This window comes from Woronichinia naegeliana WA131 (assembly GCA_025370055.1).
GTDB lineage: Bacteria > Cyanobacteriota > Cyanobacteriia > Cyanobacteriales > Microcystaceae > Woronichinia > Woronichinia naegeliana.
Genome location: CP073041.1, coordinates 4,557,998 through 4,584,957, shown reverse-complemented (window position 1 = coordinate 4,584,957; position 26,960 = coordinate 4,557,998). Strand labels below are relative to the sequence as shown.

Below are 26,960 nucleotides of genomic sequence, written 5' to 3'. Positions count from 1 at the left end.
GTTCTACGATCTAACAATTAATTAAGTCCACTCGCTTATATGGTCTATTTTGATTTATACAGTATTAGTAGTCATATTTAGGAGTTTAATAGACTTATCCATATTTGGTAGCCCTCATTTCTAGTTGCCATTATAACAGTAGTTGAATTGAAAATCACAAAACTAACTGTTGTGCCGCTTCATCCTCAGATAACTCGTCAATCTCCCCTAAGATTTGAGCCAATTCATCAGCTTTTACTAGTTCAATCCGTTGGTTAACAACTTTCTCTGCTAGTTGGCTAATGGTAGGATTTTCAAATAAGTAGCGGAAGGGAAACTCAATTTCAAAGGTTTCTTTTAATCGAGAAATCAGTTGAGTTGCGAGTAAAGAATGACCTCCTAATTCAAAAAAATTATCATATATCCCTACCTTTGTCAACTGTAGAACCTCAGTCCAGATTGTTGCTAATTCCCGTTCTGTAGAAGTTCGAGGAGCAACAAATTCAACCCCTAAATTTTGCCGAGAAATATCGGCTACGGGCAAACCAAGACGATTAATTTTACCATTAGGTGTGAGAGGAAATTTGTCTAAAAAGACAAAAGCATTCGGAATCACATAGTTAGGCAACTTTTGACTCAGAAAATTTCTGACATCATGGGCAGTTAATTGATAATTCTGGGGAACAATATAGGCAACTAGAGATTTATTCCCAGGAACATCTTCTCGTATTGTAACAATGGCTTCTCGTATTTCAGAATGATTCGTTAAAATCGTCTCAATTTCTCCTAATTCAATGCGGAAACCGCGTATTTTTACCTGATTGTCAATACGCCCCAAAAATTCTAAATTTCCATCGGTCAGACGACGTGCTAAATCTCCTGTTTTATAGAGAGTATCTCCAGCTAAAAAAGGATTATCAATAAATTTTTTATGGGTTAACATTGGCTGATTTAAATAACCTCTGGCAACACCTTTTCCGCCTATGTAAATTTCTCCAGCAACCCCCATTGGAACCCGTTGTAAATTGTGATCAAGTAAATAAACTTTTCTGTCTCCAATTGGCTTACCAATGGGAATTGAATTGACATTCTGATCAAGTTGTTTAGGAATCCCATAACAAGCAGAAAACACGGTACATTCCGAAGGGCCATAACCATTAATAATCTGTGTTTTAGATAATAAAGTTAAAGCACGACGAACATGAGAAACCGATAAAGCTTCTCCTCCTATTATCAATTGTTTGACTTCTAATAAAGCTTCTGGCATTGTATCAATCATTAGGTTAAATAAGGCAGAAGTCAGCCAGAGAATATTAACCCCTTCTTCTTTGATAATTTTACTCAAGTTTTCAGGACTCGTAACATTGTCTGGATACAGTACACAACGTCCCCCATAAAGCAATGGTGGCCACAATTCCAAAGTAAAAGCATCCCAAGAAATTGAAGAATGTTGTAGCCAAATATTGTCAGCGTCAAGCTTAATATAATCAACCCCAAACATAAAACCGATGAAGCTACGATGGGGAACTTCAGTTCCTTTTGGCGTGCCTGTTGAACCTGACGTATAAATAATATAAGCTAAGTGATCAGGAGTAACTTGGGTTAATAAATTTTCAGAGGAATATTGACTAATATTTTCCCATTCTGACTCGATATTAATGACCTGTTTAATATTATCAACTGGTAATTGATTAGATAAATGAGTTTGAGTTAAAAGTATGGGACATTTTACATCTTCGAGCATGAAAGCTAATCTTTCCACTGGATAAGCAGCATCTAAAGGAACATAGGCTCCTCCTGCTTTAAGAATTCCTAAAATTGCGATCGCCATTAAAGGTAATCTTTCAATGCAAACGCCAATTTTATCCTCTAATTTGATGCCTAAAAATTGTAAATAATGGGCTAATTGATTCGCTCTTTGATTTAATTCTTGATAGGTTAATTGTTCATTTTTATAGGAGATCGCGATCACATTAGGAGTCTTCTCTGCCTGTTTCTCAAATAAGCGATGAACAGATTGATAGTCAATATTTTTGATGAGAGCATCATTTTGATTTTCTGCCAATATTAATTGTTCTTCTTCCGCTTTAGTTAATAGTGAAAATTCATAGAGAGAGAGTTCTGGGTGATTCGCCATTGCTGCTAATAAGGTTTGCAAATGTCCAATCATACGCTCAATAGTTTCTGCTTCAAAACGACGGGTATCATAGACAATTCTGCCTGATAATTCTCTATTAGGAATAATCACAACCGTCAAAGGGTAGTTTGTTCTCTCTAAACACCGAATATCAGTAATCTCTAAGGTTTTTTCCGAAGTATTTTTCGAGGAATTGACTGGATAATTTTCAAATACCAAGAGACTTTCAAATAAAGACATATTGGGCGGAATATCACTATTTTTTTGAATATCAGCCAAGGAATAATAAGTATAGGGTTCTTGTTCAAATTGCTGACTTTGTAATGTTTTTAACCAAGGAATTAATTTCTCTTGTCCAGAAATTTGTAATCGCACGGGTAAGGTATTGATAAATAGCCCTACCATTCTATCAATATTGGGCAAGTCACTAGGGCGACCAGATACCGTTGCGCCAAAAACAATATCCGTTTCTCCACTATAACGAGAAAGCAGTAAACCCCAAGCTCCTTGCACTAGATTATTAAGGGTTAAATGATGTTTTTGTGCCAATGATTGTAATTGGTTGGTAATCTCAAAAGATAACTTAAAAGGTATTTCTTGATAAATGTCTTGTTGGGGTTGATTATTGCTCAATTGCTCAACAACCAGAGGTGTCGGTGCTTCAACCCCCTTAAGTCTTTGTTGCCAAAATTTCTTAGCTTGAGAACTATCTTGTTCCTGTAACCAACTAATATATTCCCGATAGGGATGACAGGATTTTAATTGTAAAGATTCCCCGCGATTATAACTTTCATAGCAGTCAAAAACCTCTTGAAGAACAATTTGCATTGACCAACCATCAAGCAGAATATGATGATGACTCCAAATAAATTGATAACTGTCGGTTTCTAACTGTATTAAAGCAAAGCGCATTAAAGGGGCTTGATCAAGTTCAATTCCTGAAGCGCGATCGCTTTTCAATAACGACTCTAAGGCTGCTTTTTGTTGTAAATTATCCCAATGTTTCCAGTCATAAACCATCCAGGGTAACTCTACTTTCTGGCTGATCATTTGCAGAGGTTTTTCAATTTCTTCCCAATGAAAAGAACTTCTTAGTACGGGATGTTTGGCCACAACTGTTTGCCAAGCTTCTTGAAAAAATGAAAGATTTAATTCTCCTTTTAAAGTACAAACTAGCTGTTCAAAATAAACCTCAGACTCTGGGGAATAAAGGGTATGAAAGAGCATCCCTTGTTGCATGGGGGAAAGGGAATAAATATCTTCAATGTTGTTCATCAAACTGACCCCTTTTTAGATTTCTTTTGATTAATTTTTGACAAGAATTTATCTAGCTGTTCTTGACTAACTTGAGCAGCAGAAAAGTCTGATGGTGTATAACCTTTATCCTGGGATGACTGGCAGTGAATAATTAGGCTTTTTAAGGCACTCATAAATCCATTTGCCAATCTTTCAATGGTATCTCGTTGATGAACTTTCTCACTATAAACAAATTGCATTTCTAATTTTTGGGAACGAATTAATCCACTAATTTCTAAGAGATGACTGCGATCGCCGACCAGGCTTCGTTCCGTTTTCCACTCTTTAACTTCTCCTAGAACCCCTGATGCTGATAACACCTGATCAAATTGACCTAAATAATTAAAACTAACTTGTGCTTTGGTTAAGTTCTCAAATTGCTGGTTAATCTCACCATTTTTAGACAAATACTTCAAGACACCATAACCGATGCCACGATTAGGCAAGCGACGCAGTTGCTCTTTAACTGACTTTAAGGTTTCTGGCAGTTGTCCCGTTTGACTCCCTTCTAGTCGCACTGGAAATAGGGTGGTAAACCAACCAACAGTACGAGACAAGTCTATTACTTCAAATAAATCTTCCCGTCCATGGCCTTCTAAGTCAACAATTAAAGATTTTTCTCCTGTCCATTGGCTAAAACTTTCCAGTAAAGCAGTTAACAAGACATCGTTAATTTGGGTATTGTAAACCCCAGGAACATCTTGCAACAAGCTACGAGTTTCTTCTTCATTCAAAAATAGTTGAAACGCTTTAGCTGAACTTAACTGATTACTCTCTTGTGTCCAAGGATAATCAATCGGTAAAGAAGCAATTTCTTCGGTTAATTGAGATAGCCAATAATTCCTTTCCTGTTGTAATTTTTCAGATTGACTATAGATGACTAACTGGTTAGACCAATCTTGAAATGAAGTCGTTTTTAGCGGTAATTTAATCTCTTGAACTTGGCTAATTTGTTGATAAGCGGTAGCCAAATCTTCAAGTAAAATGCGCCAAGAAATTCCATCGATCGCCAAGTGATGAATGACGATGAGTAATTGACTGGGTTGTTCATTTCCTAAGTTAAATAAAACAACTTTGACAATCTCTCCTGTGGTTAGGTTTAGACTCCTTTGAGTTTCTTCATCTTTGGCTATAATTGCTGTTTTTTGTTCGTTTGGAGACAGCTGTGATAAATCAACTACGGTCAAAGGGACTACATCTTTGGCTGGATCATTAACTTGAGTTAGACTTTCGTTTTCTTGAATATAGCGCAACCGCAAAGCATCATGATGATTTAATAATGCCTGTATAACTTGCTTTAATAGTTCTGGGTTTACTGTTGAGGGAACCTCCATTAATGCGGATTGATTAAAGTAATTAACATCAGGTAAATCTTGCTCAAACAACCAATGTTGAATAGGTGTTAAAGGAATCATTCCTGTCACCAATCCTTGGTTCGCTTTTATTTGCTTATCTGTGCCGACAACGGTAGCTAATTCTGCGATCGTTTGATACTGGAAAAGTTGCTTAGGACTTAATTTTAATCCCATTTGATTCGCTTTGGAAATCATCTGGATACTAATAATTGAATCTCCTCCCAGTTCAAAGAAGTTATCATGAATACCAACTTTTTCCAGTCTTAAGACCTCAGCCCAAATTGCGGTTAAATGTTCTTCGATGGGGGTTTTAGGCGCAGTAAACTCACCAGCTAACGAGGGAGTCATTTCTGGAATAGGTAAGGCACGATGGTCAACTTTTCCGTTAGTCGTTATGGGAATTTCTTCCAGGAAGACGAAAGCAGAGGGAACCATATAGGGCGGTAGTTTCTGCTTAAGGTAATAGCGGATTTCTTCGATTGTGTTTTGATTTTTATTGCCGACGAGATAAGCAACTAATCGCTTAATCCCTGGATTATCCTCCCTGGCAATGACGACTGATTGCTTGATAGCTGGATATTGATTTAAAACTGCTTCAATTTCCGTCAACTCAATGCGAAAACCTCGAATTTTAACTTGAGAGTCAATGCGTCCTAAAAATTCCAAATTACCGTTGAACTTATAACGAACTAAATCCCCTGTTTTATAGAGTTTTTCTCCTGCTTTAAAAGGATTATTGATAAATTTTTCAACTGTTAATTCTGGTCGGTTTAAATACCCCCTTGCTACCCCTAAACCTCCAATATGAAGTTCCCCAGGGACACCAACTGGCATCAGTTGTAAGTATTGATCCAAGATGTAAACTTGGACGTTATCAATGGGTTTTCCGATGGGAATTTCGGGTTGATTAACAGGGATTTCTTCTAGATAGTGGAGAGTGGAGACAACAGTGGATTCTGTCGGCCCATAACTATTCACTAATTGGGGATATTGTCCCACATATTCCTGCCACATTTTTACCCTTTCTGGTAATAGTCGCTCACCCCCTAAAATTACCAGTCTCAAAGATGGCGGTAATTGGAGATTTTCTTGAGTAATTTCACTGACTAATAAATGCCAGTAAGCAGTGGGTAAATCCCAAACGGTTACTTCTTTTTTCTGAGATTCTTGGATAAATGCTGAGACAGATTTCATCATTTCTTCGGTTCTCAGCACCAAGGTTCCCCCACGACTTAAACAGGGGTAAATTTCTTCAGCCGCCGCGTCAAAATTGATAGAGGCAAATTGTAAGACCGTATCTTGTCCCGTTATTTCATATTTCTCTATCGCACTTTTAGTAAAGTTAATTAAGGATTGATGTTCAATCAAGACCCCTTTGGGCTGTCCCGTAGAGCCTGATGTATAGATGACATAGGCAAGATTTTTGGCTTCTATTGCAACATCCATATTACTACTACTTTGTTGAGCAATAATATCTTTTTGACTATCTAAGCAAACCCAGTTAAGTTCCTGTTGAGTGGCTAAATTTGCCCATTTTTCCAAAGTAACAATCGTGGAAATTTGAGCATCATTAACCATATAGGCTAATCTGTCTTCTGGATAGGTGGGATCTAGGGGTAGATAGGCTCCGCCTGCTTTGAGTATTCCCAATAGTCCAATGAACATTTCTAGGGAACGTTCTAGAAAAATTCCGACTAAGTTGTCAGGTTCAACCCCTAATGTTTGGAGATAATGGGCAAGTTGGTTTGCCTGTTCGTTTAATTGTTGATAGCTGAGGTATTGATCCTCAAAGATAACAGCGATCGCCTCTGGTGTTTTTTTGACTTGTTCTTCAAACAGTTGATGAATGCCCTTAACCTTCGGATACTCAGCTTGAGTATTATTCCATTCTACTAATAACTGATGTTTCTGTTGTTCTGTTAACAGGGAATATTGAGATAGTTTTTGATTGGGATTCGCCAAAATTCCTTGTAATAGGGTTTGATAATCTTCGACCATTCTGTTGATAGTAGATTCATCAAAGAGGTCAGTATTATATTCCCAAACCATCGTAATTCCTTCGGTCTCAATGCCCTTTGTTTCTGTGGCCGAATTACGTCCAACCCGTTGCTCAGAACGCGGAATAACCACAATATCTAAATCGAATTTTGCCGAATTATTAGTAAGGGCTTCGTTCTGTTTAATAGTCAACCCAGGTAAATTCAAATCAGGCAATTGAGCATCATGGAAACTAAACATTACCTGAAATAAGGGGTTATAACTTAAGTGACGAACGGGTTTTAACACTTCGACGACTTTATCAAAAGGTAAGTCTTCATGGGCATAGCCTTCCAGGGTAACTTGACGTACTTGCTCTAACAGTTGCTTAAAGGTGGGATTTCCCGAAACATCAGTACGAAGGACAATATTATTGACAATCATGCCAATCAGTCCCTCTGTCTCTCGCAACCGTCGGTTAGCCACTCCAGAACCCACACAGATATCTTCTTGCCCTGTATAGCGATAAATTTGCGCGACAAAGACGGCAAACATACTCATGAAGAGCGTTACCCCCTCTCGACGACCCAGGCTTCTCAGGGGTTGGCAAATATCTAAGGGAAGATCCACCCGTACCCTTCCGCCCCCATAGGTTTGCTCAGTGGGCCGAGGTCGATCATAGGGTAATTCCAATAGAGGGGGACTTCCCGCTAATTTTTGGTGCCAATAGTTGAGTTGTGTTTTTGCTTCCTCTGTTTTTGTCCATTCTCGCTGCCAATGGGCAAAGTCCACAAACTGTAAGGACGGTTCACTTAAGGGAGAAGGTTTTCCTTGAGAAAAGGCTTGATAAAGAGTGACTAATTCCTTTAAAAATAAATTAAATGACCAGCCATCATGAACCATGTGATGTTCGACATGAATTAACACCCATTCTTGTTCATTTAATTTTAATAACGTCCAACGTATTAACGGTAATTGACTAATATCAAAGGGTTTATGAACTGCCTGTTCAGTCAATTTTTCGACTTCTTCTTCCTGTTTATCTTTGGGAATATTTTGTAAGTCAATGACTGGTAATTTAACAGGTTCAGGTGGATGAATAACTTGTACCAGTTTTCCCGCTATAGCTGGAAATGTGGTGCGAAATATTTCATGACGACTTAAAATTTCACTGATACTTTTTTCTAAAATAGAGACATCTAAAAATCCTTTAATGCGTAAACTTTCTTGAAATTGATAGGCGGTGACAGATGGGGCTAACTGTTCAATAAAATAAACCCTTTCTTGAGCAAAAGAAACTGGCAAATAACCGTCCCGTGCAATGGGTTGGATTGTTTTAAAGCTAGTTGTTTTCTTAACTTGTTGTTGCTGTACAATTGTTTGACTTAAATCACCAATGGTAGGATTCTCCAATAACTGTTTAAAGGACACTTCAGCCTGGAAAATATCCCGTATTCGAGATAAAATTTGTGTGGCAATGAGGGAATGTCCCCCCAAGTGAAAAAAGTTGTCGTTAACTCCAATTTTTTCTAATCCAAATACCTGATGCCAAATATTTGCTAATTTTTCTTCTTGGTGATTACGAGGAGCAATAAAGGGGGTTTGACGATCGCTTCCGTCATAATCGGGTATGGGTAAAGCTTTGCGATCAATTTTTCCATTGGGAGTAAGGGGTAACTCATCTAATACCACGAAAGTTCCAGGAATCATATAGCTAGGCAGCTTATCTTTCAGAAATTGTTGCAGAGTTACTGTTAAATTTTCCTCAGTTGCATGGGGAACAAGATAAGCCACTAATTGTTTATTTCCCAGAGTATCGGCTCGATCAATGACAACGGTTTGAGCGACTTGATGATGTTGGAGTAAAACGGTTTCAATTTCTCCTAATTCAATCCTAAAACCATTGATTTTAACTTGATGATCGATTCTTCCTACATACTCTAAATTACCATCGGCTAAATACTTGCCTAAATCCCCTGTTTTATACAATCTTTCTGAGGGGTTAAAGGGAGCTTGAATAAATTTTTCAGCCGTTAATTCGGGACGATTCAAATACCCCCTTGCCACCGCAGCACCTCCGATATAAATTTCTCCTGGTGTTTCAGTAGGAACGATTTTCAAAGTTTCATCTAAAACATAAATTGAAATATTTTCCCCTAAACTTTTTCCAATAGGAATTTCCGCCCTGTTGCGTTGACTTTCTGTCAGTTGTTGTAGGCGACAAATGGTTACTGCAATTGTCGCTTCTGTGGGGCCATAACCATTAACTAATTCAGGGAAATTTCCTATATTTTTAAACCACATTCTTACCAATTCTGGTTGAACTCTTTCGCCGCCGATAATGACTAATCGCAAGCTATCTGGTAATGCTATTTTACTCTTAACTAATTCACTAACTAATAAATGCCAGTAGGCGGTGGGTAAATCCCAAACAGTTATTTGCCAATCTTGAGATTTTTGAACAAATAAGGGAATAGAACTGATCATTTCTTCAGTTCGCAAGACCAAGGTAGCACCAGAACAAAGACTTACATAGATGTCCTCTGCTGCCATATCAAAACTAATAGAGGAAAATTGAAGCCAGCGATCGCTTGTCGTCATCTGATATTGGGCGATCGCTAGTTTAATAAAGTTTACTAAGGATTGGTGTTCAATCATTACCCCCTTGGGTTTTCCCGTTGATCCTGATGTATAGATGACATAGGCTAAATTCTCAGGATTTACCGTATTAACCAGATTCTCTTGACCATAACTGGCAATTTCTTCCCATTGACTATCTAAACAAACCACCTGCCCTTCATAGTCAGCCATTAAGTTAGACCATTGGGCTTGCGTGACTAACACAGAGATTTGAGCATCCTGCACCATGTAAGTCAATCTTTCTTTGGGATAAGCTGGATCTAGCGGCACATAGGCTCCCCCTGCCTTAAGAATCCCCAATAAGCCAATGATCATCTCTAGGGAGCGATCAACACAAAGTCCCACCAATGTCTCGGACTTAACCCCCAAGGTTCGCAGATAATGAGCTAGTTGATTCGCTTTGGTATTTAACTCCCCATAGGTTAACTGGCCTTGTTCTGAAAGGATAGCCACTGCTTCGGGTGCGCGTTCAACTTGGCTTTCAAATAATTGGTGGATATATTGCTTGAACATTGGTGAAAATACTTAGAGAATTCGGTACCTAGAAGTCCTAGTTTTAAACAGTAACATGAAGATCGCTAGATTAAAAGGCGATTTCTTAAAAAGTTTAGTAGCTAATAGGGTGACAGGCCCCTCAGATCAATTTACTTCTATTAACCTCAATTGTCAACATTCTACATTGGAAGTAAGATTAAGGCTGTAAGTCATTCGACTTATCGGCAGGAATTTGTGGCAATTCTTATGAATTAGAGGAAAAATGCAAACCCTTCCCATTAAAATTTCAGATACGACCCTACGAGATGGAGAACAGCAAGCCGGATTGTTCTTCTCCTATGAGATGAAACAGGAATTTGCCCATTTAATTGCTAAAACAAAGGTATCTGAGATCGAAATAATGCCCTGTGTCTGTGATCAGGAAGCACAATTAGTCAAAACTTTAGTAGCACAAGGACTAGGACATGATATTATTGCTGCCACTCCGATTAAAAAGCACTTAATTGATAGATCAAAAGACTGTGGTATTGAGAAGATCTCGCTCTTTAAAGGGCTTTCTGATCGCTTACTCTTTCTACGCGATCGCGAAATCTCTCAGATGAAGGAGTTTCAAGGAAAGACCATTGATGATCCCATTCCTGCCCGCATTATTAACCGAATCCGTGAAAATGCCATTGATGAAATTGTTGAGCATTTACGCTATGCAACCCAGGAAGCAGGATTAAGGGTAAAATTTGCGATCGAGGATGCGTCAAGGGCTGATTTTGACTTTTTGGTTGAATGCTTGCGTACTTTCAGTCCTTATGTTGAACACTGTTACCTTTGTGATACCGTTGGGGTTCTCAGTCCCGAAAAAAGTTATATCTGGATTAACGATCTCTTGCAAAGTACCACAGGGGTTAATCTGGGAGTACATTACCATAATGATTTAGGCTTGGCTTTAGAAAATACCCTCCAATCAGTGATGGCAGGTGCGACCCTGGTTTCGGGAACCTTTGGCGGCATTGGTGAGCGGGCTGGGAATGTTGCCATTGAACAGGTATTAAACGGCTTAAAAGTTCGCTTTGGTATTGAAGTCGAAGGCATTAACTATGAGGCGATCGCCCCAGTTCTGGATTATATGCAACAAAAAGGCATTCGTCCCGCCGCTCCTTACTCCCAACAGGCCCAACGCCATGAATCTGGTATTCATGTTAATTCGTTGTTAGCTGATCCCAAAAGTTATGCCGTGTTGCCCCATAATACAATTGATATTCTTTTTGGGAAATGGAGTGGTGCAAGCAATTTCCGTTATTTATTTGAGAAAACCTTGAATCTTCCCCAACCCAAGGAAAAATATGAAAAAATGTGCGCTGTTATCAAAACCTTAGCTCTAGAGCAAGAACGGTATTTTACCGCCAATGAGGTGGTGGAGTTATGGAAAAATGGCATCTTTGAATAAATCATCCTATCGTATCGTCGCCATCCCAGGAGAAGGCATTGGCCCTGAAGTTGTCGGAGCGTCCTTAACCATTCTGCGCCAAGTTGCCCAACTCGAAGGATTTACCTTAAAGATAGACTACGCTTTGCTCGGTGGATTGGCCTTAGAAAAATTAGGTAGTCCTTTTCCCCCAGAAACGATCCAACAGTGTGAAGGATCTGATGGCATTGTCTTTGGTGCAGTAAGCCAAGGGGGACTGCTAGAACTACGGCGGCACTTCGACTTTTTTATCAATCTGCGACCCATTCGCAGTTGCCCAAGTTTACTGCATACCTCTAGTCTGCGACCTGAGAAAGTAAAAAATCTCGATATCCTCATCGTTCGAGAACTGGTCAGTGGTATCTATTTTGGCCCAGCAGGTCGGAGTACCGATGAAAAGGGGGCCTACGGATATCACACCATGTGCTATTACGATCAAGAAATTCGTCGTATTGCAAAGATCGCCCTCCAAAAAGCCCAGGAACGTCGAGGTTTACTGACCGTTGCCCACAAAGAAAATGCCCTACCTCAGATTCCCTGGACTCGACTGGTACAAGAGGAAGCTACTAATTTTCCTGATGTGGTAGTGTCTCCGATGCTCGTTGATAATTTGGCCATGCAACTGGTTCTTAATCCCCAACAATTTGATGTGATTTTGGCAGGGAATCTGTTTGGGGACATTCTCAGCGATATTGGTGGAGCGTTGGTCGGTTCCATTGGGTTACTGGGATCGGCCAGTCTCAATGAGCAGGGTTTGGGGATGTATGAAGCCATTCATGGCACTGCCCCAGATATTGCTGGCAAGGGTATTGCTAACCCCCTGGGTACTCTAGCGGGTTGTGTTTTGATGCTACAACAATGGGGAGAAATCAAGGCAGCCCAACGGATTCTTAAGGCCCAAGAACGACTCTTAAGTAAAGGATACCGAACCGCCGATTTGTCTCCTCAAAACCACGAAACTTTGGTCAATACTGCCACCCTCGTTGACCTATTGCTTGAAGAAATTTCCCTTGAACAACCTACTCAATAAGGAGTCTAATCCATGACTGATGCCAACAAAATCCTAAACCTGGGAAATGATATTAATACTGACGATATTATTCCAGCGAAAAGGGGGACTAATGATGATCCAGACCACTTAAAACAATATGCTCTAGAACACATCATTGGCGTGGGAGAACTACTCAAATACGATGAGATCGAAGCCGGGGATAATTTTGGCTGTGGATCAAGTCGAGAAATTGCCCCCATTGCCCTCAAAGCGGCTGGCATCAAAAAAGTTAAAGCGCGATCGTTCGCCGAAATTTTCTATCGCAATAGTATTAATATTGGACTCCCCTTAGAAATTATTGGGGAGACGGAACAAAACCCTGTGGTAGAAGCGATCGCCACTGCTGGGGGATTAATGGCCTTTAACCAAAAGCGTCGTCAAGGAGAAGTTAATATTCCTCGGAGTGTTACCCCTGCCCGTCCCATGACCAGGGTAGAAAAGATGTTAGCAAAAGCTTCGGGCAATGATTACGTTAAACCAGGGGAAGGAGTGTTTGCCAAGGTTGATCTGGCTTTATCCCATGATGCGGTGGCTAGTTCGGTCGCAAAGGTATTTTATGACAATTATGGGAAAACTGCCCAATTATGGGACGCGCAACGGGTGGTGTTAGTCGCGGATCACTTTATTCAAATTAATGACATTCGCCTTGATAACAAAGCCCCTGTTATGTACGAGCAGATGGTTAAATTTGCCCAAGCTCAAGGCTGTCATCTATTTGATCTGGTTTCCCCAGGGGAAGCGGCGGGTATCTGTCATGTTTTGTTGCCAGAAAAAGGATTTATTCGCCCTGGCATGATCATTGCGGGAACAGACTCCCATACCTGTACCTATGGAGCTTTAGGAGCTTTTTCCACAGGGGTGGGAACCACAGATATGGCCAATATTTTTGCGATGGGAGATATGTGGATACGAGTCCCGCCCACCCTGGTGTTTGAGTTATCGGGAACCCTGCCTGCTCAGATTAGTGCTAAGGATATTATCTTGTTTATTCTCGGAAAATTGGGCTGTGGGGGAGCCACCAGTAAAGTCATGGAATTTCGCGGTTCTATCATTGAACAATTGCCCTTAGATGAACGCCTGACCTTGGCTAATATGGCCATTGAATGTGGTGCTATGTGTGGTTTAATTGCGGCGGATGAGGTGACAAATGATTATGTTACCAGTCGCACATCAATTGAGTTTGAAGACGCTATCGCTGATCCCGATGCCGAGTATGAGGCTGTTTATCAATTCGATCTGAGCCATTTAGAACCCCAAGTTGCCCGTCCCCCCAAACCAGATCAGGTAGTCAACATTAGTCAATTAGAAGATGTTCCCATCACCAAAGCTTTTATCGGCTCTTGTACTGGCGGAAAACTCTACGATCTCGCCCAAGCGGCGGCTGTATTAAAAGATCGTCAGGTTGCCCAGGGGGTAGATTTATTTGTAGTGCCAGCTTCGATGGAGGTACGTCAAAAAGCCGAAGAATTGGGCTATCTTGCCATTTTTGAGGAATCTGGAGCGCAAATGCTCAAATCTGGTTGTGGAGCTTGTATTAATTCAGGAAAGGGAGTATTAGAGAAAGAAGAAACGGGAGTCTATGCCACCAATCGTAATTTTAAAGGACGTAGTGGCGACCCTACCGCTAAAAATTATTTGGCTTCCCCTAGAACAGTCGCAATTTCAGCTATCAAAGGTAAAATTACTGCCAATCTTGATTAATACTTTTCTGATGATTGTTACCTATGACTATTAACTATGATGATCTGCAAGAACCCTTTAATAAATTCTCAACCCTAGTTGAATTACTCCGTTATCGGGCCAGTAGCCAACCTGAACGCATTGCCTATATTTTTCTGCGGGACGGAGAAACCGAAGAAGCTCGTTTAACCTATGGGGAACTGGATCAAAAGGCTAGGGCGATCGCGGCTCTTTGAACTAAAGTTGGTTTTTCTTGTGTTAAGCAAAACTATGAAATGGCGATCGCACTCGCTGGCAAGAACACAATTTTAAGCTTGGCAGGGATCATCTGGTGTAGGATGCAATCCAGTTTGTATCCAAAATCGTCTTGTTTCTCGGATGGAATCGTTCTCTGGATAACGGGTATCGTTTAAATCAAGTCGAAGACAAGTTGCGCGACCAATGGGTGTAGTTCCTTCTATTACAATGCCGTGATCCTGCCAAACAAAATGCTCTGCCCACTTCTGTTGACGAGGATTAAAAATAGGGACGATTTCCTGAGTTTCGGGATCGATACCAGCCACAAAATTGTAGCGTCTCTCGTTGCAACGACGACAAGCAAGTGCAAGATTGTCGAGTGCGTCAGAACCACCCAAAGATTTCGGAATAACATGATCAATGGTGAACCTATTGGCACTCAACCGTTCTGGAGAATGACAATATTCACAGATATATTTTGCACGCTCTCGAATAGCTTGCTTCAGTTCATCACTAATTGGCATTTTGAGCAGCAAGCATTGCGTTGATACGAGTAAAAATACGATCTAACTCGCCGATCGCATCCAATTCAGAGATTTCATCAGGAGTGATTTGATCTGCTTTTTTCTGTTCTAGTAGGCTCTCCATTCGCAGTTGAAGAGATTCACTGAATTTGAATAAATTCCAGTTGCCAACTTTTTCAAGTTGGATTTCATTGATTAAAGAAGATGGCTTGTTAAGAGTTGTAACCATTTAGCCTCTATTATGCGTTATACACAAATTATCATTCTTTATGTGAAACCAATAATTGTTTAGTCGAATTGTCATAGGCTTGACCTCGATTTCAATGTTGCTTCTCCATTTTATCCTTTAGAAAGACAACCCCGCCAAAAAAGTTGCGATCGCTATTTTGAACCGACTCCCTCGGTAATTAATTGTAGTATTTGTCCCTATTCAGTTATTTGTGAAAGCAGTGTCAGCTAAGGATCGCGCCTCTTTGAACTAAAGTTGGGGTTCCTTGTGTTAAGCAAACCTACGAAACTGCGAAGCGGCGATCGCACTATCTTGAGGTGCCAGGTTAGAAAAATAAAGCTATAATTCCAACATAAATATTTTCTACCGTATTTAAGCTATCACTACAATCTGTTAATTGTGTCTAACTCTTAACTCCTTTACCAAGGTAATCATCAATGGATACTCAGCCTCTAGACCATAGTTTTCACTCTGCCGATGTACCCAACTTACCAAGCGATTTGGACACGCCCCAAGACTTATTGAGTGATCCAGCCATTGGAGTCCATCATGATCCTTTCGATCCAGCTAGTATTGGGGTTTATGAGCCGAATCATTTTCACAGTGGGTTTGATAGTCATAATTTAGCGGACTATCAGCCCCATAACGCAAACAATTTTTTAGATCATCAATATTCTCAAGTTGATTATCCTTCTCATTTGGATCATTCCTTTGAAAACCAGCAGTTAGCGGATTATCAGCCCCATCATGCTAATAGCTCGCTCGATCATCAGTATTCTCAAGTTGATCATTCTTCCCATTTGGAGCATTCTTTTGAAAACCAGCACTTAGCAGATTATCAGCCCCATCATGCTAATGGCTTGCTTGATCATCAATACTCTCACATTGATCATACTTCTCATTTGAATCATCCTTCTCAGCGATCGGGTTCTGAGCAGGCTTCTGAGTTATTGAGCAAAGCTAATGAACTAGAAAAAAAGGCTAATGAAAGTAAAAGTAGTTCTGAGTATAACACTAAAAACGCTGATTGGCATCGTGACCATAACAACCCGTCAAATGCCGCTAGTTATGATGAAAATGCTCGGAGTGATATGGCTAAATCCGAAAAATATCAGGCAGAGGCTCAAAACTTAAGAGAACAGGCTAAAAAAGTTTAAGATTTTATGAAATGTGGTTTCTATGCTATCAAATAGTAGAACAGGCATCTTGCCTGTTTCTTTCGTTCTTAATTGGACAGGCTGGAAGCCTACGGGGGAATTTTTAGGTAATTTTGCCTATAATCAAAGGATCGCGTTGTTCTGGTCTGGATTACTGGGATTAATTGGGATCAAATTAAATTTACAAAAAATCATTGTGGAGAAATTAAAACTATGTCTTGGATGTATGGCTTAAGTTTATTAGCATCAAGTGGAATTAATGCTTGGCAAGCAGGAAAAAACCGTCAATCATCTGAAAAGATCAGTTCTTTAAATCGGGACTCATCGGAAGAGGTTGCGCTGTTAAGTAGAAAGCATTCTGCTGAATTGCAATATAATCAGATCAAATTTTCGATATTGCAACAACGGGAAAATCAAGATTTTCAAAAAGAATTGGCCGAGCTTAGTCACGAAAGACTAAAAGAAATTGAGGTATTTCGAGCAGAAGTTAATTTTGCGATTAATCAAAAAAATCTGGATTTTCAAAAGTGGAGTTTTGAACAAAGGAAAAAGATTGAGCTTGAGATATTGCAATTACAGCAAGATTTTCAACGTGATTTAGCTCGTTTGCAACATCAAAATGCGGTGGAGTTGATGCGGGAAAGGTTGAGATCGGATAAATCCCCTATTCATAATCAAGCTTTTGATTTATTAGAAAATTCTTTTGCTCATCGGGTGATGCCTTTACAGGTGTTAATTTCACCACCGCAACTAAATTATGATCCCAAAACAGGCAAACCCTATCTTTCTGGCTTTGAAGATACTTTAGCGGAAGAAATTCATCAGTTTCTTCGCCAGGGTTATGCTGGTAATCAAGAATGGCCTGTTCAATTCTTAGATGGAAATTGGATTTCTAATAGCCAAGGTGGAAATGCGGCTCTATTGTCTCTGCATTCACAGTTGAAAAGCATTCCTATTTTAATCTTAGATACGAAAATTCCCTTGGAAGAACTAAATTTCAGCGTGGGATATTGGTTTAGTGGGGATGTTTCTTTTAGTCGCTCTTCCATTTTATCGGGTCAATCCTTTTCTGACTTGCTTTACGAATCTGCTAAAAAAAGAGCGTTGGAATGGGAGAAAAAAAGAGAAAAAATTAAGGCTAGTGGTAAAGATGAAGCTTATATTAAGGCTTTAGGCAAGGTTGATGAGGAAAATTTACAGATTTATTACCAAGAGTTAGCAGAAATTGCTGAATTAAAACAAACTGGTGTTACCGATTTACCCATTCGCAAGAAATACATAATTACGGAGGAAGACTATAAAACATTTTATCGATATTTAGCGGTATGGCATTGTTTGACCATCGGGCTTTATGCGGACATTCTCTTTTTGGGTAATTCTTGGGAAAATACTCCTTTATTGCCTAGTTTAATTCCTTACTTATTAGAAAAATATCGGGATAATCCTCTGTTAACTTCGGAATTTTGGCAGGAAGCTATTTCCAGCATTGTGAAGGTTTACGGAAAGTTTTATGATAGCTTAAAGTCGAATTTTGCCTATTGTGCGCCTGAAATTCGGATGAAGTTAGCATTGTCTTTGGCTAATTTACCTAGTGAGTATAAATACTTGGCTTTAGAACAGGGAAATAAGGCTTTTTCTGATTGGCTAGAGGTTAATCGTATCCCCGCAGATAAGATTTTTGATGTTAATAACGATGATGATTGTCAAGTATTAAAACGGATTATTTATCAAGAGAATAAACTCTTTTTAGAGTCATTAAATTCGTTATCAGAGAAAATTCGGGGGGCTGAAGGGATTGATGAAAGTAAAACGACTGGAATTAGTGGCCTTTTAGTTGGTTGGGAATTTCTGATCCACCTTGGTAGTATTCTCGATCTGCCAATGATAGAAGACGAAAAATCACCAGTGATCATTGAGACAAATACTAAAAAATCTGGTATGATGAGTCAACCAAGCGTCATTAGTCAAACAACCACGAGGAAAAATCCCATGAGTAATCAAACTTCTTCCGTTAATTTAGAGGCAACTGAAGTTCGTCTTTGGTTTGCCGATCAACTGGATCAAATACGTCAAACCTTAGTTACATCAGAGAAACAAGCGGCAGAAGCATCGGGAGAGTTGGCACTATCGGCTCTAATAGATAATTTGCGTAGGGAAGTTGATAAATTGAAAAATGCAAAGTTTCGTTTCTTGATTATTGGAGATTTTAATCGTGGTAAGAGCAGTATTTTAAACGTTTTATTTGGTCAAGAATTGCTACCAATGGGAGTCACTCCTACTACGTCTATTCCTACTTTTATTCAATACGGTGAGCAAGAAAAAGTTATAGTTTATAAAAAAAATGGCACACAAGAAAGTATGAGCTTACGGGAGTATCAAGAGAAATATACCTTTAACTCAAAGCAAGTAAAAAACAAAATCAAGGATTTTTTTAAAACAGTTGAGAATTGGCTAAATTCTTTAGAAAAAGCTGAAATTTATTACCCAATCGAATTGTTATCGAGGGGGGTAGAGTTTATTGATACAGCGGGACTGAACAGTTCGGAGGCTGAAGATAGAAAAACGTTGTCGTACATTCCTGAATGTCATGCAATTCTATTTGTTTTAAGTGCTCACCAGCAGCTTACTGCCAAAGAGCAAGCTTATCTAAACACGCATATTAAGGATAAAGTAGGATCAGTATTCTTTTTGATAAATCAATGGGAATTAGTCCCAGAATCAGATAAAGAAGAAATACATGAGGCTTTTGTTGAAAGATTATCTGACTGTTTAACAGCAAAAGAAGAAGAAATCGAACAAATGTGGGAGGATACCATATTTGATGTATATGCTCGTACAGCGTTAGAAAAACTAAAAGAAAGAAACTCTCTCGATGGAACTGGGTTTATACAATTCAGCACGAGGCTTGATCGGTTCTTGATTCATGAACGATTAATTGCTGAACTATTGCCATCTCTCCAAACGGCAACATCTGTTACGAATACAGTAACTAAGACTGTTGAGGAGAGATTAATTGTTCTTGATGAGACGGTAAAGTCTTTGGAAGAAAAAATCAGAAAAGTTAATCCTCATATTAAGTTAATGAAGAAAATTGCCAAAGGGTTAAGAACCCAGGCTACTAATACAAAAAATTCTTGTATTGCACAAGTTGGGGGAGACTATCAGAGTTACTTTAGTCAAATACTAAGCAAAATTGAGAATGATTTCACAATGCCCCCAGTAGCTGGTCTCGGAGAGAATCAGAAAGAGAACTATAAAAAACTGTTAGAGAAAAAATTCCAAGAATACCAGCAAGAGAAACTTGATGGATGGAAAAAAATAAGTGCGGGTATAGTAGCCAATACTTATCTTGAGTTGACTGAGTTGTTTAATGAAGAAAACAAAGAATACGATAAGGAAAGACAAGAAATTAAGGAAATTCTTGAAGGAAAAGACCTTAATATTCAAAATCAATCTCAACTATCAACCTATCAAACTGGTTCTACTCCAGAAAGTTCCCTAAAGGCAATTGATGGTAACGCAACTAAAAAAATGATTTTAGCTGGATCAGCCGCTACAGTCGGTACAATCACAGCAGGTGTTGGACTGGCTACAGCTGCAAATGTTTATCTTGGCACTCACATACTATTAATGGCTGGGTTAGCTGTGACACCAATAGGAGCGGCTTTATTAGCTGTTGGTGTTGGAGGTGGTGCATTGGCGGCTTGGTGGGGAAAACGTTCGGAGGTCGAGAAATTTCAAAAAGCAATGCAGAAACAATTAGTGCAAGAATTCCAAAAATTGCTTGAACCTGAGCAAATATCGGGTATTAAGGAAGCTATTGGGAATTTATTTGTTGGTTTTGAGAGTTATGCCGATCAGTTAAAAGATGATGTTGAATCTTTGGAAAGTTCTCTGAATAACTTACTGGAATCCAAAAGGAGTAAAGAAGTTGATTCTCAAGCTGAAGCAAAACGTTTAGAAGCCTTGAAAGCATATATTTCCGCCCAATGGGAAGCTATCAATGCTAAATATACAGAGATAGCTACCGCTAAAACATAAGCGTATTTTGGTGACTTTTTAAGCGTAGTTTACTAAAATAATTATTTAGTGGACTACGCTTTTCTCTATTAATTTAATTAAGGACTTAAATTCAAAAATGAAATCCGTAGTTACTATTTCAAACACTCTTAAAACAGCTTGCCAATTTCTCGATCTCCAAGAACATCAACAACTTATTAAAGACGTAGAATTGGTCTGCGAACAACTCGTTAATCCTAACTTTAGAATAGCTGTGCTTGCCCCCTTTAACTTTGGCAAATCCACCCTAATTAATGCTCTCTTAGGTCAAGATATAATGCCTGTCAAGATGGTCAGAACGACGGGTACAGTCATCAGAATTAAATATGGAAAAACTTTAACTACAATTATTACCTTAAAATCAGGTGAAATCATTAGAAGCAATGACACAGAAATCCTTAAAGAATTTGCCGTCCTAAACCGAAAAGGACAACGAAGAGAAGATGTTAGCTCTGTGGAAGTTTTATACCCTCATTTCTTATTAAAGAACGGAGTAGAACTGCTGGATTTGCCTGGGACAAATGATAGAGAAGCACAAGATATTTTAGTTCGTGACCAATTATTACAAGTTGATTTAGTTATCCAAATATTAAATGCAAGACAACCCTTTACTCAAGGTGAACAAGACACTTTAAATCAATGGTTAATTGAGAGAGGAATAAAAACAGTTGTTTTTGTACTTAATCGTATGAATGAAATAGAAACCCAAAAGGATAAAAGCGAAATATATGATGATGTTGTCTCAACAATTAAATTTTTCAAACCTGATTTACCTAATGGGTTAAAAAACCTATACTGTGTTGATGCACTTCCTGCCCTAGAAGCAAAACAAAAAAACAAAAAAAGGAAAGTCTTCAAAAGTGGCATTATTGATTTTGAAGTTACTTTATTGACTATTATTTCAATACAGAAAAAAAGAACAAGTCATACTAGGTTACTCCGTGTACTCCCTGTAGCAAGTAAAGTAAAATACATATTGCAAGAGTTAGCTAATGACTTAGCTATGGAAATTTTAAATGCTGAAAATGTTAGAAATCTTGCTATTGAGAAAGGAAAACAAGAAGAAAAATCACTAAAAGAAGAATTTTTAAAAAGAGTAGAAACTTATAAAAATTGGCTATCTTCAAATACCCTTGTAGCCAGTTATCAAATGGATGCCGCAAAAGCTTTAGAAACTCAAGCTTTTTATGGATGGCAAGATAGCAAGTTTAAATCTATTATTATTGGTTATACTCAATCTATAGAAAAATGCGTTAGCAAGGCCTGTAGAAAACTCAATAAAAGTAATTCTAGTAGCATTAATATTTCATTTCCTAACCTCCCAAATGTCTCATTACCTAGTCGTCAAGATCGAAATGCGGGACAGTGGATTGGTGATATTTTTAACGGTGGTGCAAATCGAAAAAAATTAGACCAAGAATATGAAAATAAGAAGTGGCAGGCTTATAAAGATGCTGCCTATAGCTATCTATCCGAATTTAGTAAAAGTACCTTAGCTTCTATAAATGAATATGAAAAAAATATTTATCCTTTAATTACTTTTTCTATACCACCAGAATCTCGTGAAGTTATTCACAAACGTAATGACTTGAATTCTGTAAATTCTTCTATTGATTCAATTCGATATATAAAATTGCAAAAAGCTGGAATAAATAGGCATAAGTTAAAAATATTGGAATCTTTTAAAGTATTTATGATTTTTTGGAAAAATTATTTTTTACATTTTTTAAGGTAGTTATTAAAGCTCTCCCCATAAAAAAGGATAATTTTTAGGAAGTTCTGTCAAACCAGTCTTAACAAGATTTTGTCGAATATATTCCCAAAATTAAACCCAAGAGAGATTAAAAAGTTAAACGATCCCGTGATCGCCCCAGAGAACAGCATCAGGATGAGGACGAGGTCTGCGATCGCGGTTTTGTAGATAATAAGGAGCGATCGCGTTTGAGACTGAGAAATATTGATAGCGCGATCGCGTTTGAGACTGAGATAGACTGATTGGCGATCGCTTTACTATTTATGTCTTAATCAATATCGGTTCAAGAGGAATAGTTTCTCCATGTTTACGATAACTCTCCTTAACTCCTTGCCAAGCTAATTCCAATTCATCAATAGCTCCTTGAGGAGTATCCGCAAAAGCAGAAACCGTTGGCATCTCTACCAAATGAGCCAACCAATCTCCATCTTCATCTTGAAAAAGATTAATCGTAAAACCATCAAAAATATTTGTTTGAGTCATAGGATTAGTCCTGTAAAGATAAAAATTGTCTAACTTGATAGGCTTTCGCTTCTCCATTCTTAGTCGGTTGAATAGATAAACGTACTTTAGTTGTCGAATACCAAATACGGTGACTGCCTGTTTGATGATCAAAAACCCAATCACAAAGACTTAATAATGTCTCAAATTCGCTGAAACGTAAACCTTGAGGATTATTTATGGCTTTTTTCAGTAGCTTGTCTTTTTTATCCATTATTGGTAATTTTAAACCTCAAGCCAATTTTAGCTTAGGCTTGTGAAAGTGATCGCGTTTGAGACTGAGATATATTGATCGGCGATCGCAACTTTAACCCAACTCCTTCTGTAACCAATTGTAAATTTTCTATTTAGCTATTTCTGAAAACCTTATCAGCTAAGGAATAGAGCCATATCTAACGGCGATCGCCCTTCAACAACTTGCCCAAAAATATCCAGATACATTTGAATTACTAGCCATTGAAGGAGGCGGAGAAAACAATCTTAAATTTCATACTAAAGTTACTGAAACTGAAACTCCTTTACAACTTTCTGATAAATTAAATAAAATCTACCGCCAGATTCAATTATTGCCAGATACAACAAAAGAACAAATTTTATTAGAAGAAAAAGATCGATATGTTGATCGGTTAGAAAACTTGTTAACTAAAGCCATTGAGAAACCCAACTATTATTTTGAAACGGAAGGAAATGTAACCATGACTCAAAACAAAGGAAACGTCAACATCAGTGGCACACAAGGAAATATCAGTAGCGTTGTAGCTGCGGGTGAAAATCAAACCATGACAGGCGTTGCCATTGGTGCGATTCGTGGTGCAGTTACCAACACCATTAATCAATTACCTGAAACATCCCAATCAGAGCAACCAAACCTTTAAAGAATTGCTGACACAACTACAAAAAGCCATTGAGACAGAAAGCGAGTTACCCAATGAAGATAAAGCGGAAGCATTAGAGCAAGTAAAAACCCTGGCTGAGGCTGGTCAAACACCTGAAGATAGTAACCTGCAAAAAGCAGCCAAAACTGCCATGAAAATTCTCAAAGGAACAACTTCTGGACTTTCAGAAACAACAAAACTCGTTTTAGAGTGTAGCAAATTATTACCTGCGATTTCTGCTTTACTCATGCTTGAATCATTAAGGGATAACGTTGATCGAGGTTTTGCCCGTATCCCCTGCACTTCAAAATAATTAATCTCAAATAGCAAAAAACTCCAGTATCCTAGAAGGTATCTTACGCCAACCAAATACTCGGAGTTTTTGTGCCTGACCAACTCAATATCGGTCAAAAATCTAATGTTCCCATTGTATCTTTTATTCATCAAGATGGATATACATTCTTAGAATCCCTCTCTGAAAAAGATAAGCCTTGGGATAAGCATCGGAAAAATGCCGACATCATCTCTAATTATTACAAGCAAGGGGGAATGGATTCTCACGCCGAGAGGGTTTCCCTTTGCTCTCAATTACTAGAATTCAAACTGGTTCCCGATAATAAGACAGGTCAACAGAGGTTAAAGTTGGCTTCTGCTAAATTCTGTCGGGTTCGCCATTGTCCGATCTGTCAGTGGAGACGATCGCTCCGTTGGAAGGCAAAAGCCTACGAGAATCTACCAAAGGTAGTTACTGATTATCCTGATGGGCGTTGGATTTTTCTGACGTTGACCATGAAAAATTGTGAGTTGACCGATTTAAGAGAGACATTGCATCATCTTAATCAGTCTTTTAGACGGTTAACCCAGTTGAAGGCATTCCCTGGGATAGGTTGGATAAAGTCGGTTGAGATTACAAGGGGACGCGATGGGCAATCAGCACATCCTCATCTCCATTGTCTAATCCTGTTGAAGGATAGCTATTACAAGGAAGATTATCTATCCAAGACTGATTGGATCGCTTTATGGAAACAATGCCTTCGAGTTGATTATTCTCCAATTCTGGACGTAAAAGCTGTTCAGGCTGAAAGTTCACCAGTGGGGTTGATTGCGGAAATCTTAAAGTACCAGTGCAAGGAAAGTGACCTTGTGGCTGATTGTGATTGGTTTTTGGAGTATGTTAAACAGGTACATGGTACAAGAGCAGTCGGGGTTGGCGGTGTTCTTCGGGACTATTTCAGAGAATTAGAAGAGGAGCCAGAGGATTTAATTGGCCATGATGAGGAATCAACGGAAGAGACTGAAGGCCCGTCTCTCTATTTTCGATGGAATAGGAAAATCAAAAAATATGTCATGGTTACGGCGACCGCGATAGGGATTGTCTGTAAGATTCCCGAAAAGGGATATGACGACACCACCTAACACCACTAAAACATGACTCTTTCTATACTCTAAACGGCTAAAAAATGGACTTATAAAAAAGGACTAAAATCCATTGCTAATAAGGCTTTTAGCCATTTTGAAAAAGTTAAGTTCTAACCCGTTCAGAGTATAACACTGGCTTTATCCATGTATTTCATGGATAATTTTTGCTATACTTTACCATGTATTACATGACATTTTCCATTACTTATGATAATGATGGTGTAACATAGTCAATATAGGAGAAAGAAAATGCCTAGAGGTGGTAAGCGTGTTGGCGCAGGAGGAAAGTTTAAGTGGAATCACGGGAAAACAAGAGTTATCAGGGTTCCCGATTCACTCGCTAATGATATTTTGGAGTTCGCTAGGCGATTAGACGCAAGCGACTATGATTGTGTTACAGAGACAAAAATCATTGATTTGTCAGGGGTGTCAGTTTTCACAAAGAATGGCAAGTCCTGTATATTTCTCAGTGATCTACTATTTTTGGGTTATGAGATTAAGCCAGATAAATTAACGGAAAGAATTATCTCTGAAGCTTATAAAGACCAGTTAATCAAAGGAATTTAGAGTATGAACACTAGAATTAAGACTATAGAGCGCAAAATTGAGGGAATTGCCATATATCAGCGAGAAACAGATGGATATGTCAATGCAACCCAGATATGTAAGGCACATCTGGAGATAACGGGAGAGAGAAAAGATACGTCCAATTGGCTACAAACAAAAATGGCACAGTCCGCCATCAATAAGCTTTCTCTCGTTACAGGAATTCCTGTAACGGAATTAATAGAGGTAAAGCAAGGTGGCAAATATCAGGGGACATGGATACATCCCCGTCTTGCTGTTCGTTTTACGATGTGGGTCAACGATGATTTTTCTTTGTTCGTAGAAGACTGGATTCATTCTTGGTTGGGTTCTGGCTATACTCCTGCTCAGATGGAAGCAGATATAGACAGGATTGCTATGCGTGATAAATTGAAAAATTCTAGCAGGACAGCACTGACAGATCAGGTAAAGTCGTTTTTAGAGGCATCCAACCAATACAACCCACGTTCTAAAGAAACAGGGATATTCTTTGGACGAGTCCACAACGAAGTCAATCTTGTTCTTACAGGAGAGAAGGCTTCTGACATGAGGCAAAGGCTGGAGTCTTCTTTAGGTAAGCCTGTTAGTGAAAATGAATTACTTCGTGATTATTTTCCTATTACTGATTTGGCTGATTATGCTGCGATTTGTCAGACAGCAGCAAACAACATAGAAAACGGGATGCACCCCATAAACGCCATAAAAATGGCCGCCAAGCAAGTTTTGCCTCCGAACCATGTTCCAAATCCAATTGACTTTACTGAAAAAATAAGTTTTGCAAGGTATCGCTTAGAGCAAGCTAGACGAGGACGGTTCTATCTTGAAGATGAAAAATAATAAATAATCAAGTAATACATGGATAGTGCTATCCTTTCGGTAATCAATCCTCTGACTTTCATGTATTACTCGGTATGACCCGCATTCGTGGTGACAACGGTAAATTTATTCAAAAGTCTAATGAGCTTCGTCCTGTCAGAAGCATTCGGGCGACAGATTCAACATGGGAAATGCTAGGAAATATAGCCGACAAACAGCGTATTACAAGGGCAGATTTGATTGAACATTTTGCATTAAACCATGTATTACATGAGAGTTTGGAAAAAGAAAACGAGAAACTGAAAGACGAGATGGCAGTATTGCGACTTCAGCTATCGGACATGGAGGGTAAGACTTCTTTCTCTAATCATGGAAATCCTCAACAACTAGATATGTTTTCAGGTATTAAGCAACTTGATCGTGATCTGCTACATCAGCTTCGAGATCGGGTTCTTGGGATGAAGATTTTGTCGGTTGGGGAACAATCCAAGTATTACAAGGAGACCGTAAAGGTGCTTAATAAGTTTATTAGCCTCCTGTTGAAAGAACTCTAGCCTTTTGCCATGTCTCTTTGATGCGGATCGAGACCTGTTTAAGTAGTTCGTTTCTCGTAGTCAAGGGAGTGTTGTAGTGAAGTCCTAGACCTTCAAAAGTCTATTCTGGTAGTCGCCAAGCTCTGTACTTCCCCCGATATGTCGGTTGGAAAACTCATTCAGGAATCTGCGATAATCAGGAC

Annotated in this window: 19 protein-coding genes and 1 pseudogene; 14 read left to right on the top strand and 6 right to left on the bottom strand. The window is 38.9% G+C overall.

Going from position 1 to position 26,960, the window contains the following annotated elements; genetic code table 11:
- Positions 1-154 precede the first annotated feature (154 nt).
- Positions 155-3,391, bottom strand: a complete 3,237-nt coding sequence (locus KA717_23135; protein UXE58883.1) for an amino acid adenylation domain-containing protein — start codon at positions 3,389-3,391, stop codon at positions 155-157.
- The gene (locus tag KA717_23130) at positions 3,391-9,897 is read right to left on the bottom strand and encodes an amino acid adenylation domain-containing protein (GenBank protein ID UXE58882.1); all 6,507 of its coding nucleotides are present in this window, start codon (positions 9,895-9,897) and stop codon (positions 3,391-3,393) included. Before KA717_23130 ends, KA717_23135 begins: the two co-directional genes overlap by 1 nt.
- Positions 9,898-10,141: 244 nt before the next feature.
- Here KA717_23130 and KA717_23125 point away from each other — a divergent pair, with 244 nt between their 5' ends.
- The 5 genes and pseudogenes from KA717_23125 (at position 10,142) to KA717_23105 (ending at position 14,305) form a co-directional block, all read left to right on the top strand.
- Positions 10,142-11,320, top strand: a complete 1,179-nt coding sequence (locus KA717_23125; GenBank protein ID UXE58881.1) for a 2-isopropylmalate synthase — start codon at positions 10,142-10,144, stop codon at positions 11,318-11,320.
- Positions 11,304-12,368: a 3-isopropylmalate dehydrogenase gene (locus tag KA717_23120; GenBank protein UXE58880.1), complete on the top strand. Its 1,065-nt coding sequence runs from the start codon at positions 11,304-11,306 to the stop codon at positions 12,366-12,368. Before KA717_23125 ends, KA717_23120 begins: the two co-directional genes overlap by 17 nt.
- A 162-nt stretch (positions 12,369-12,530) precedes the next feature.
- Positions 12,531-12,680 (top strand): annotated as a pseudogene (locus KA717_23115) (3-isopropylmalate dehydratase).
- A 150-nt stretch (positions 12,681-12,830) separates the two neighbouring features.
- Complete coding sequence (locus tag KA717_23110; GenBank protein ID UXE64757.1) at positions 12,831-14,090, top strand: 3-isopropylmalate dehydratase large subunit; 1,260 nt, start codon at positions 12,831-12,833, stop codon at positions 14,088-14,090.
- A 23-nt stretch (positions 14,091-14,113) separates the two neighbouring features.
- Positions 14,114-14,305: a hypothetical protein gene (locus KA717_23105; protein UXE58879.1), complete on the top strand. Its 192-nt coding sequence runs from the start codon at positions 14,114-14,116 to the stop codon at positions 14,303-14,305.
- 72 nt (positions 14,306-14,377) lie between these two features.
- On the opposite strand, the gene KA717_23100 is transcribed toward KA717_23105, so the two are convergent.
- Together KA717_23100 and KA717_23095 are read right to left on the bottom strand one after the other, a co-directional pair.
- Positions 14,378-14,830, bottom strand: coding sequence for an HNH endonuclease (locus KA717_23100; GenBank protein ID UXE58878.1), 453 nt, complete (start codon positions 14,828-14,830; stop codon positions 14,378-14,380).
- Complete coding sequence (locus KA717_23095) at positions 14,820-15,059, bottom strand: hypothetical protein (protein ID UXE58877.1); 240 nt, start codon at positions 15,057-15,059, stop codon at positions 14,820-14,822. Before KA717_23095 ends, KA717_23100 begins: the two co-directional genes overlap by 11 nt.
- Positions 15,060-15,496: 437 nt before the next feature.
- On the opposite strand from KA717_23095, the gene KA717_23090 reads away from it, so the two are divergent.
- The 3 genes from KA717_23090 (at position 15,497) to KA717_23080 (ending at position 22,010) form a co-directional block, all read left to right on the top strand.
- Positions 15,497-16,216, top strand: coding sequence for a hypothetical protein (locus KA717_23090; protein ID UXE58876.1), 720 nt, complete (start codon positions 15,497-15,499; stop codon positions 16,214-16,216).
- 213 nt (positions 16,217-16,429) lie between these two features.
- On the top strand, positions 16,430-20,257 hold the full coding sequence (locus KA717_23085) for a dynamin family protein (GenBank protein ID UXE58875.1): 3,828 nt from the start codon (positions 16,430-16,432) through the stop codon (positions 20,255-20,257).
- A 97-nt stretch (positions 20,258-20,354) separates the two neighbouring features.
- Complete coding sequence (locus KA717_23080) at positions 20,355-22,010, top strand: dynamin family protein (protein ID UXE58874.1); 1,656 nt, start codon at positions 20,355-20,357, stop codon at positions 22,008-22,010.
- Between the two features lie 279 nt (positions 22,011-22,289).
- Here KA717_23080 and KA717_23075 read toward each other — a convergent pair whose 3' ends face one another.
- Together KA717_23075 and KA717_23070 are read right to left on the bottom strand one after the other, a co-directional pair.
- Positions 22,290-22,511 carry a type II toxin-antitoxin system HicB family antitoxin gene (locus KA717_23075; protein ID UXE58873.1) on the bottom strand — a complete coding sequence of 74 codons (222 nt, stop codon included), beginning with the start codon at positions 22,509-22,511 and terminating at the stop codon, positions 22,290-22,292.
- 4 nt (positions 22,512-22,515) lie between these two features.
- The gene (locus tag KA717_23070; protein UXE58872.1) at positions 22,516-22,743 is read right to left on the bottom strand and encodes a type II toxin-antitoxin system HicA family toxin; all 228 of its coding nucleotides are present in this window, start codon (positions 22,741-22,743) and stop codon (positions 22,516-22,518) included.
- A 352-nt stretch (positions 22,744-23,095) separates the two neighbouring features.
- Between KA717_23070 and KA717_23065 the strand changes: the two genes are divergently transcribed.
- The 6 genes from KA717_23065 (at position 23,096) to KA717_23040 (ending at position 26,778) form a co-directional block, all read left to right on the top strand.
- The gene (locus KA717_23065; GenBank protein UXE58871.1) at positions 23,096-23,404 is read left to right on the top strand and encodes a hypothetical protein; all 309 of its coding nucleotides are present in this window, start codon (positions 23,096-23,098) and stop codon (positions 23,402-23,404) included.
- A 4-nt stretch (positions 23,405-23,408) separates the two neighbouring features.
- The gene (locus tag KA717_23060) at positions 23,409-23,717 is read left to right on the top strand and encodes a hypothetical protein (GenBank protein ID UXE58870.1); all 309 of its coding nucleotides are present in this window, start codon (positions 23,409-23,411) and stop codon (positions 23,715-23,717) included.
- A gap of 71 nt (positions 23,718-23,788) precedes the next feature.
- On the top strand, positions 23,789-24,820 hold the full coding sequence (locus KA717_23055; protein UXE58869.1) for a protein rep: 1,032 nt from the start codon (positions 23,789-23,791) through the stop codon (positions 24,818-24,820).
- A gap of 252 nt (positions 24,821-25,072) precedes the next feature.
- The gene (locus KA717_23050) at positions 25,073-25,390 is read left to right on the top strand and encodes a hypothetical protein (protein UXE58868.1); all 318 of its coding nucleotides are present in this window, start codon (positions 25,073-25,075) and stop codon (positions 25,388-25,390) included.
- Positions 25,391-25,393: 3 nt separating this feature from the next.
- On the top strand, positions 25,394-26,245 hold the full coding sequence (locus KA717_23045) for a KilA-N domain-containing protein (GenBank protein ID UXE58867.1): 852 nt from the start codon (positions 25,394-25,396) through the stop codon (positions 26,243-26,245).
- A 74-nt stretch (positions 26,246-26,319) separates the two neighbouring features.
- Positions 26,320-26,778 carry a hypothetical protein gene (locus tag KA717_23040; GenBank protein ID UXE58866.1) on the top strand — a complete coding sequence of 153 codons (459 nt, stop codon included), beginning with the start codon at positions 26,320-26,322 and terminating at the stop codon, positions 26,776-26,778.
- Positions 26,779-26,960 lie beyond the last annotated feature (182 nt).

What these genes read in the sequence shown, in the direction of transcription:
- KA717_23135 (UXE58883.1), bottom strand. Translation starts at nt 3,391, where the DNA reads ATGAACAACATTGAAGATATTTATTCCCTTTCCCCCATGCAACAAGGG.
- KA717_23130 (UXE58882.1), bottom strand. Translation starts at nt 9,897, where the DNA reads ATGTTCAAGCAATATATCCACCAATTATTTGAAAGCCAAGTTGAACGC.
- KA717_23125 (UXE58881.1), top strand. Translation starts at nt 10,142, where the DNA reads ATGCAAACCCTTCCCATTAAAATTTCAGATACGACCCTACGAGATGGA.
- KA717_23120 (UXE58880.1), top strand. Translation starts at nt 11,304, where the DNA reads ATGGCATCTTTGAATAAATCATCCTATCGTATCGTCGCCATCCCAGGA.
- KA717_23110 (UXE64757.1), top strand. Translation starts at nt 12,831, where the DNA reads ATGTTAGCAAAAGCTTCGGGCAATGATTACGTTAAACCAGGGGAAGGA.
- KA717_23105 (UXE58879.1), top strand. Translation starts at nt 14,114, where the DNA reads ATGACTATTAACTATGATGATCTGCAAGAACCCTTTAATAAATTCTCA.
- KA717_23100 (UXE58878.1), bottom strand. Translation starts at nt 14,830, where the DNA reads ATGCCAATTAGTGATGAACTGAAGCAAGCTATTCGAGAGCGTGCAAAA.
- KA717_23095 (UXE58877.1), bottom strand. Translation starts at nt 15,059, where the DNA reads ATGGTTACAACTCTTAACAAGCCATCTTCTTTAATCAATGAAATCCAA.
- KA717_23090 (UXE58876.1), top strand. Translation starts at nt 15,497, where the DNA reads ATGGATACTCAGCCTCTAGACCATAGTTTTCACTCTGCCGATGTACCC.
- KA717_23085 (UXE58875.1), top strand. Translation starts at nt 16,430, where the DNA reads ATGTCTTGGATGTATGGCTTAAGTTTATTAGCATCAAGTGGAATTAAT.
- KA717_23080 (UXE58874.1), top strand. Translation starts at nt 20,355, where the DNA reads ATGAAATCCGTAGTTACTATTTCAAACACTCTTAAAACAGCTTGCCAA.
- KA717_23075 (UXE58873.1), bottom strand. Translation starts at nt 22,511, where the DNA reads ATGACTCAAACAAATATTTTTGATGGTTTTACGATTAATCTTTTTCAA.
- KA717_23070 (UXE58872.1), bottom strand. Translation starts at nt 22,743, where the DNA reads ATGGATAAAAAAGACAAGCTACTGAAAAAAGCCATAAATAATCCTCAA.
- KA717_23050 (UXE58868.1), top strand. Translation starts at nt 25,073, where the DNA reads ATGCCTAGAGGTGGTAAGCGTGTTGGCGCAGGAGGAAAGTTTAAGTGG.
- KA717_23045 (UXE58867.1), top strand. Translation starts at nt 25,394, where the DNA reads ATGAACACTAGAATTAAGACTATAGAGCGCAAAATTGAGGGAATTGCC.
- KA717_23040 (UXE58866.1), top strand. Translation starts at nt 26,320, where the DNA reads ATGACCCGCATTCGTGGTGACAACGGTAAATTTATTCAAAAGTCTAAT.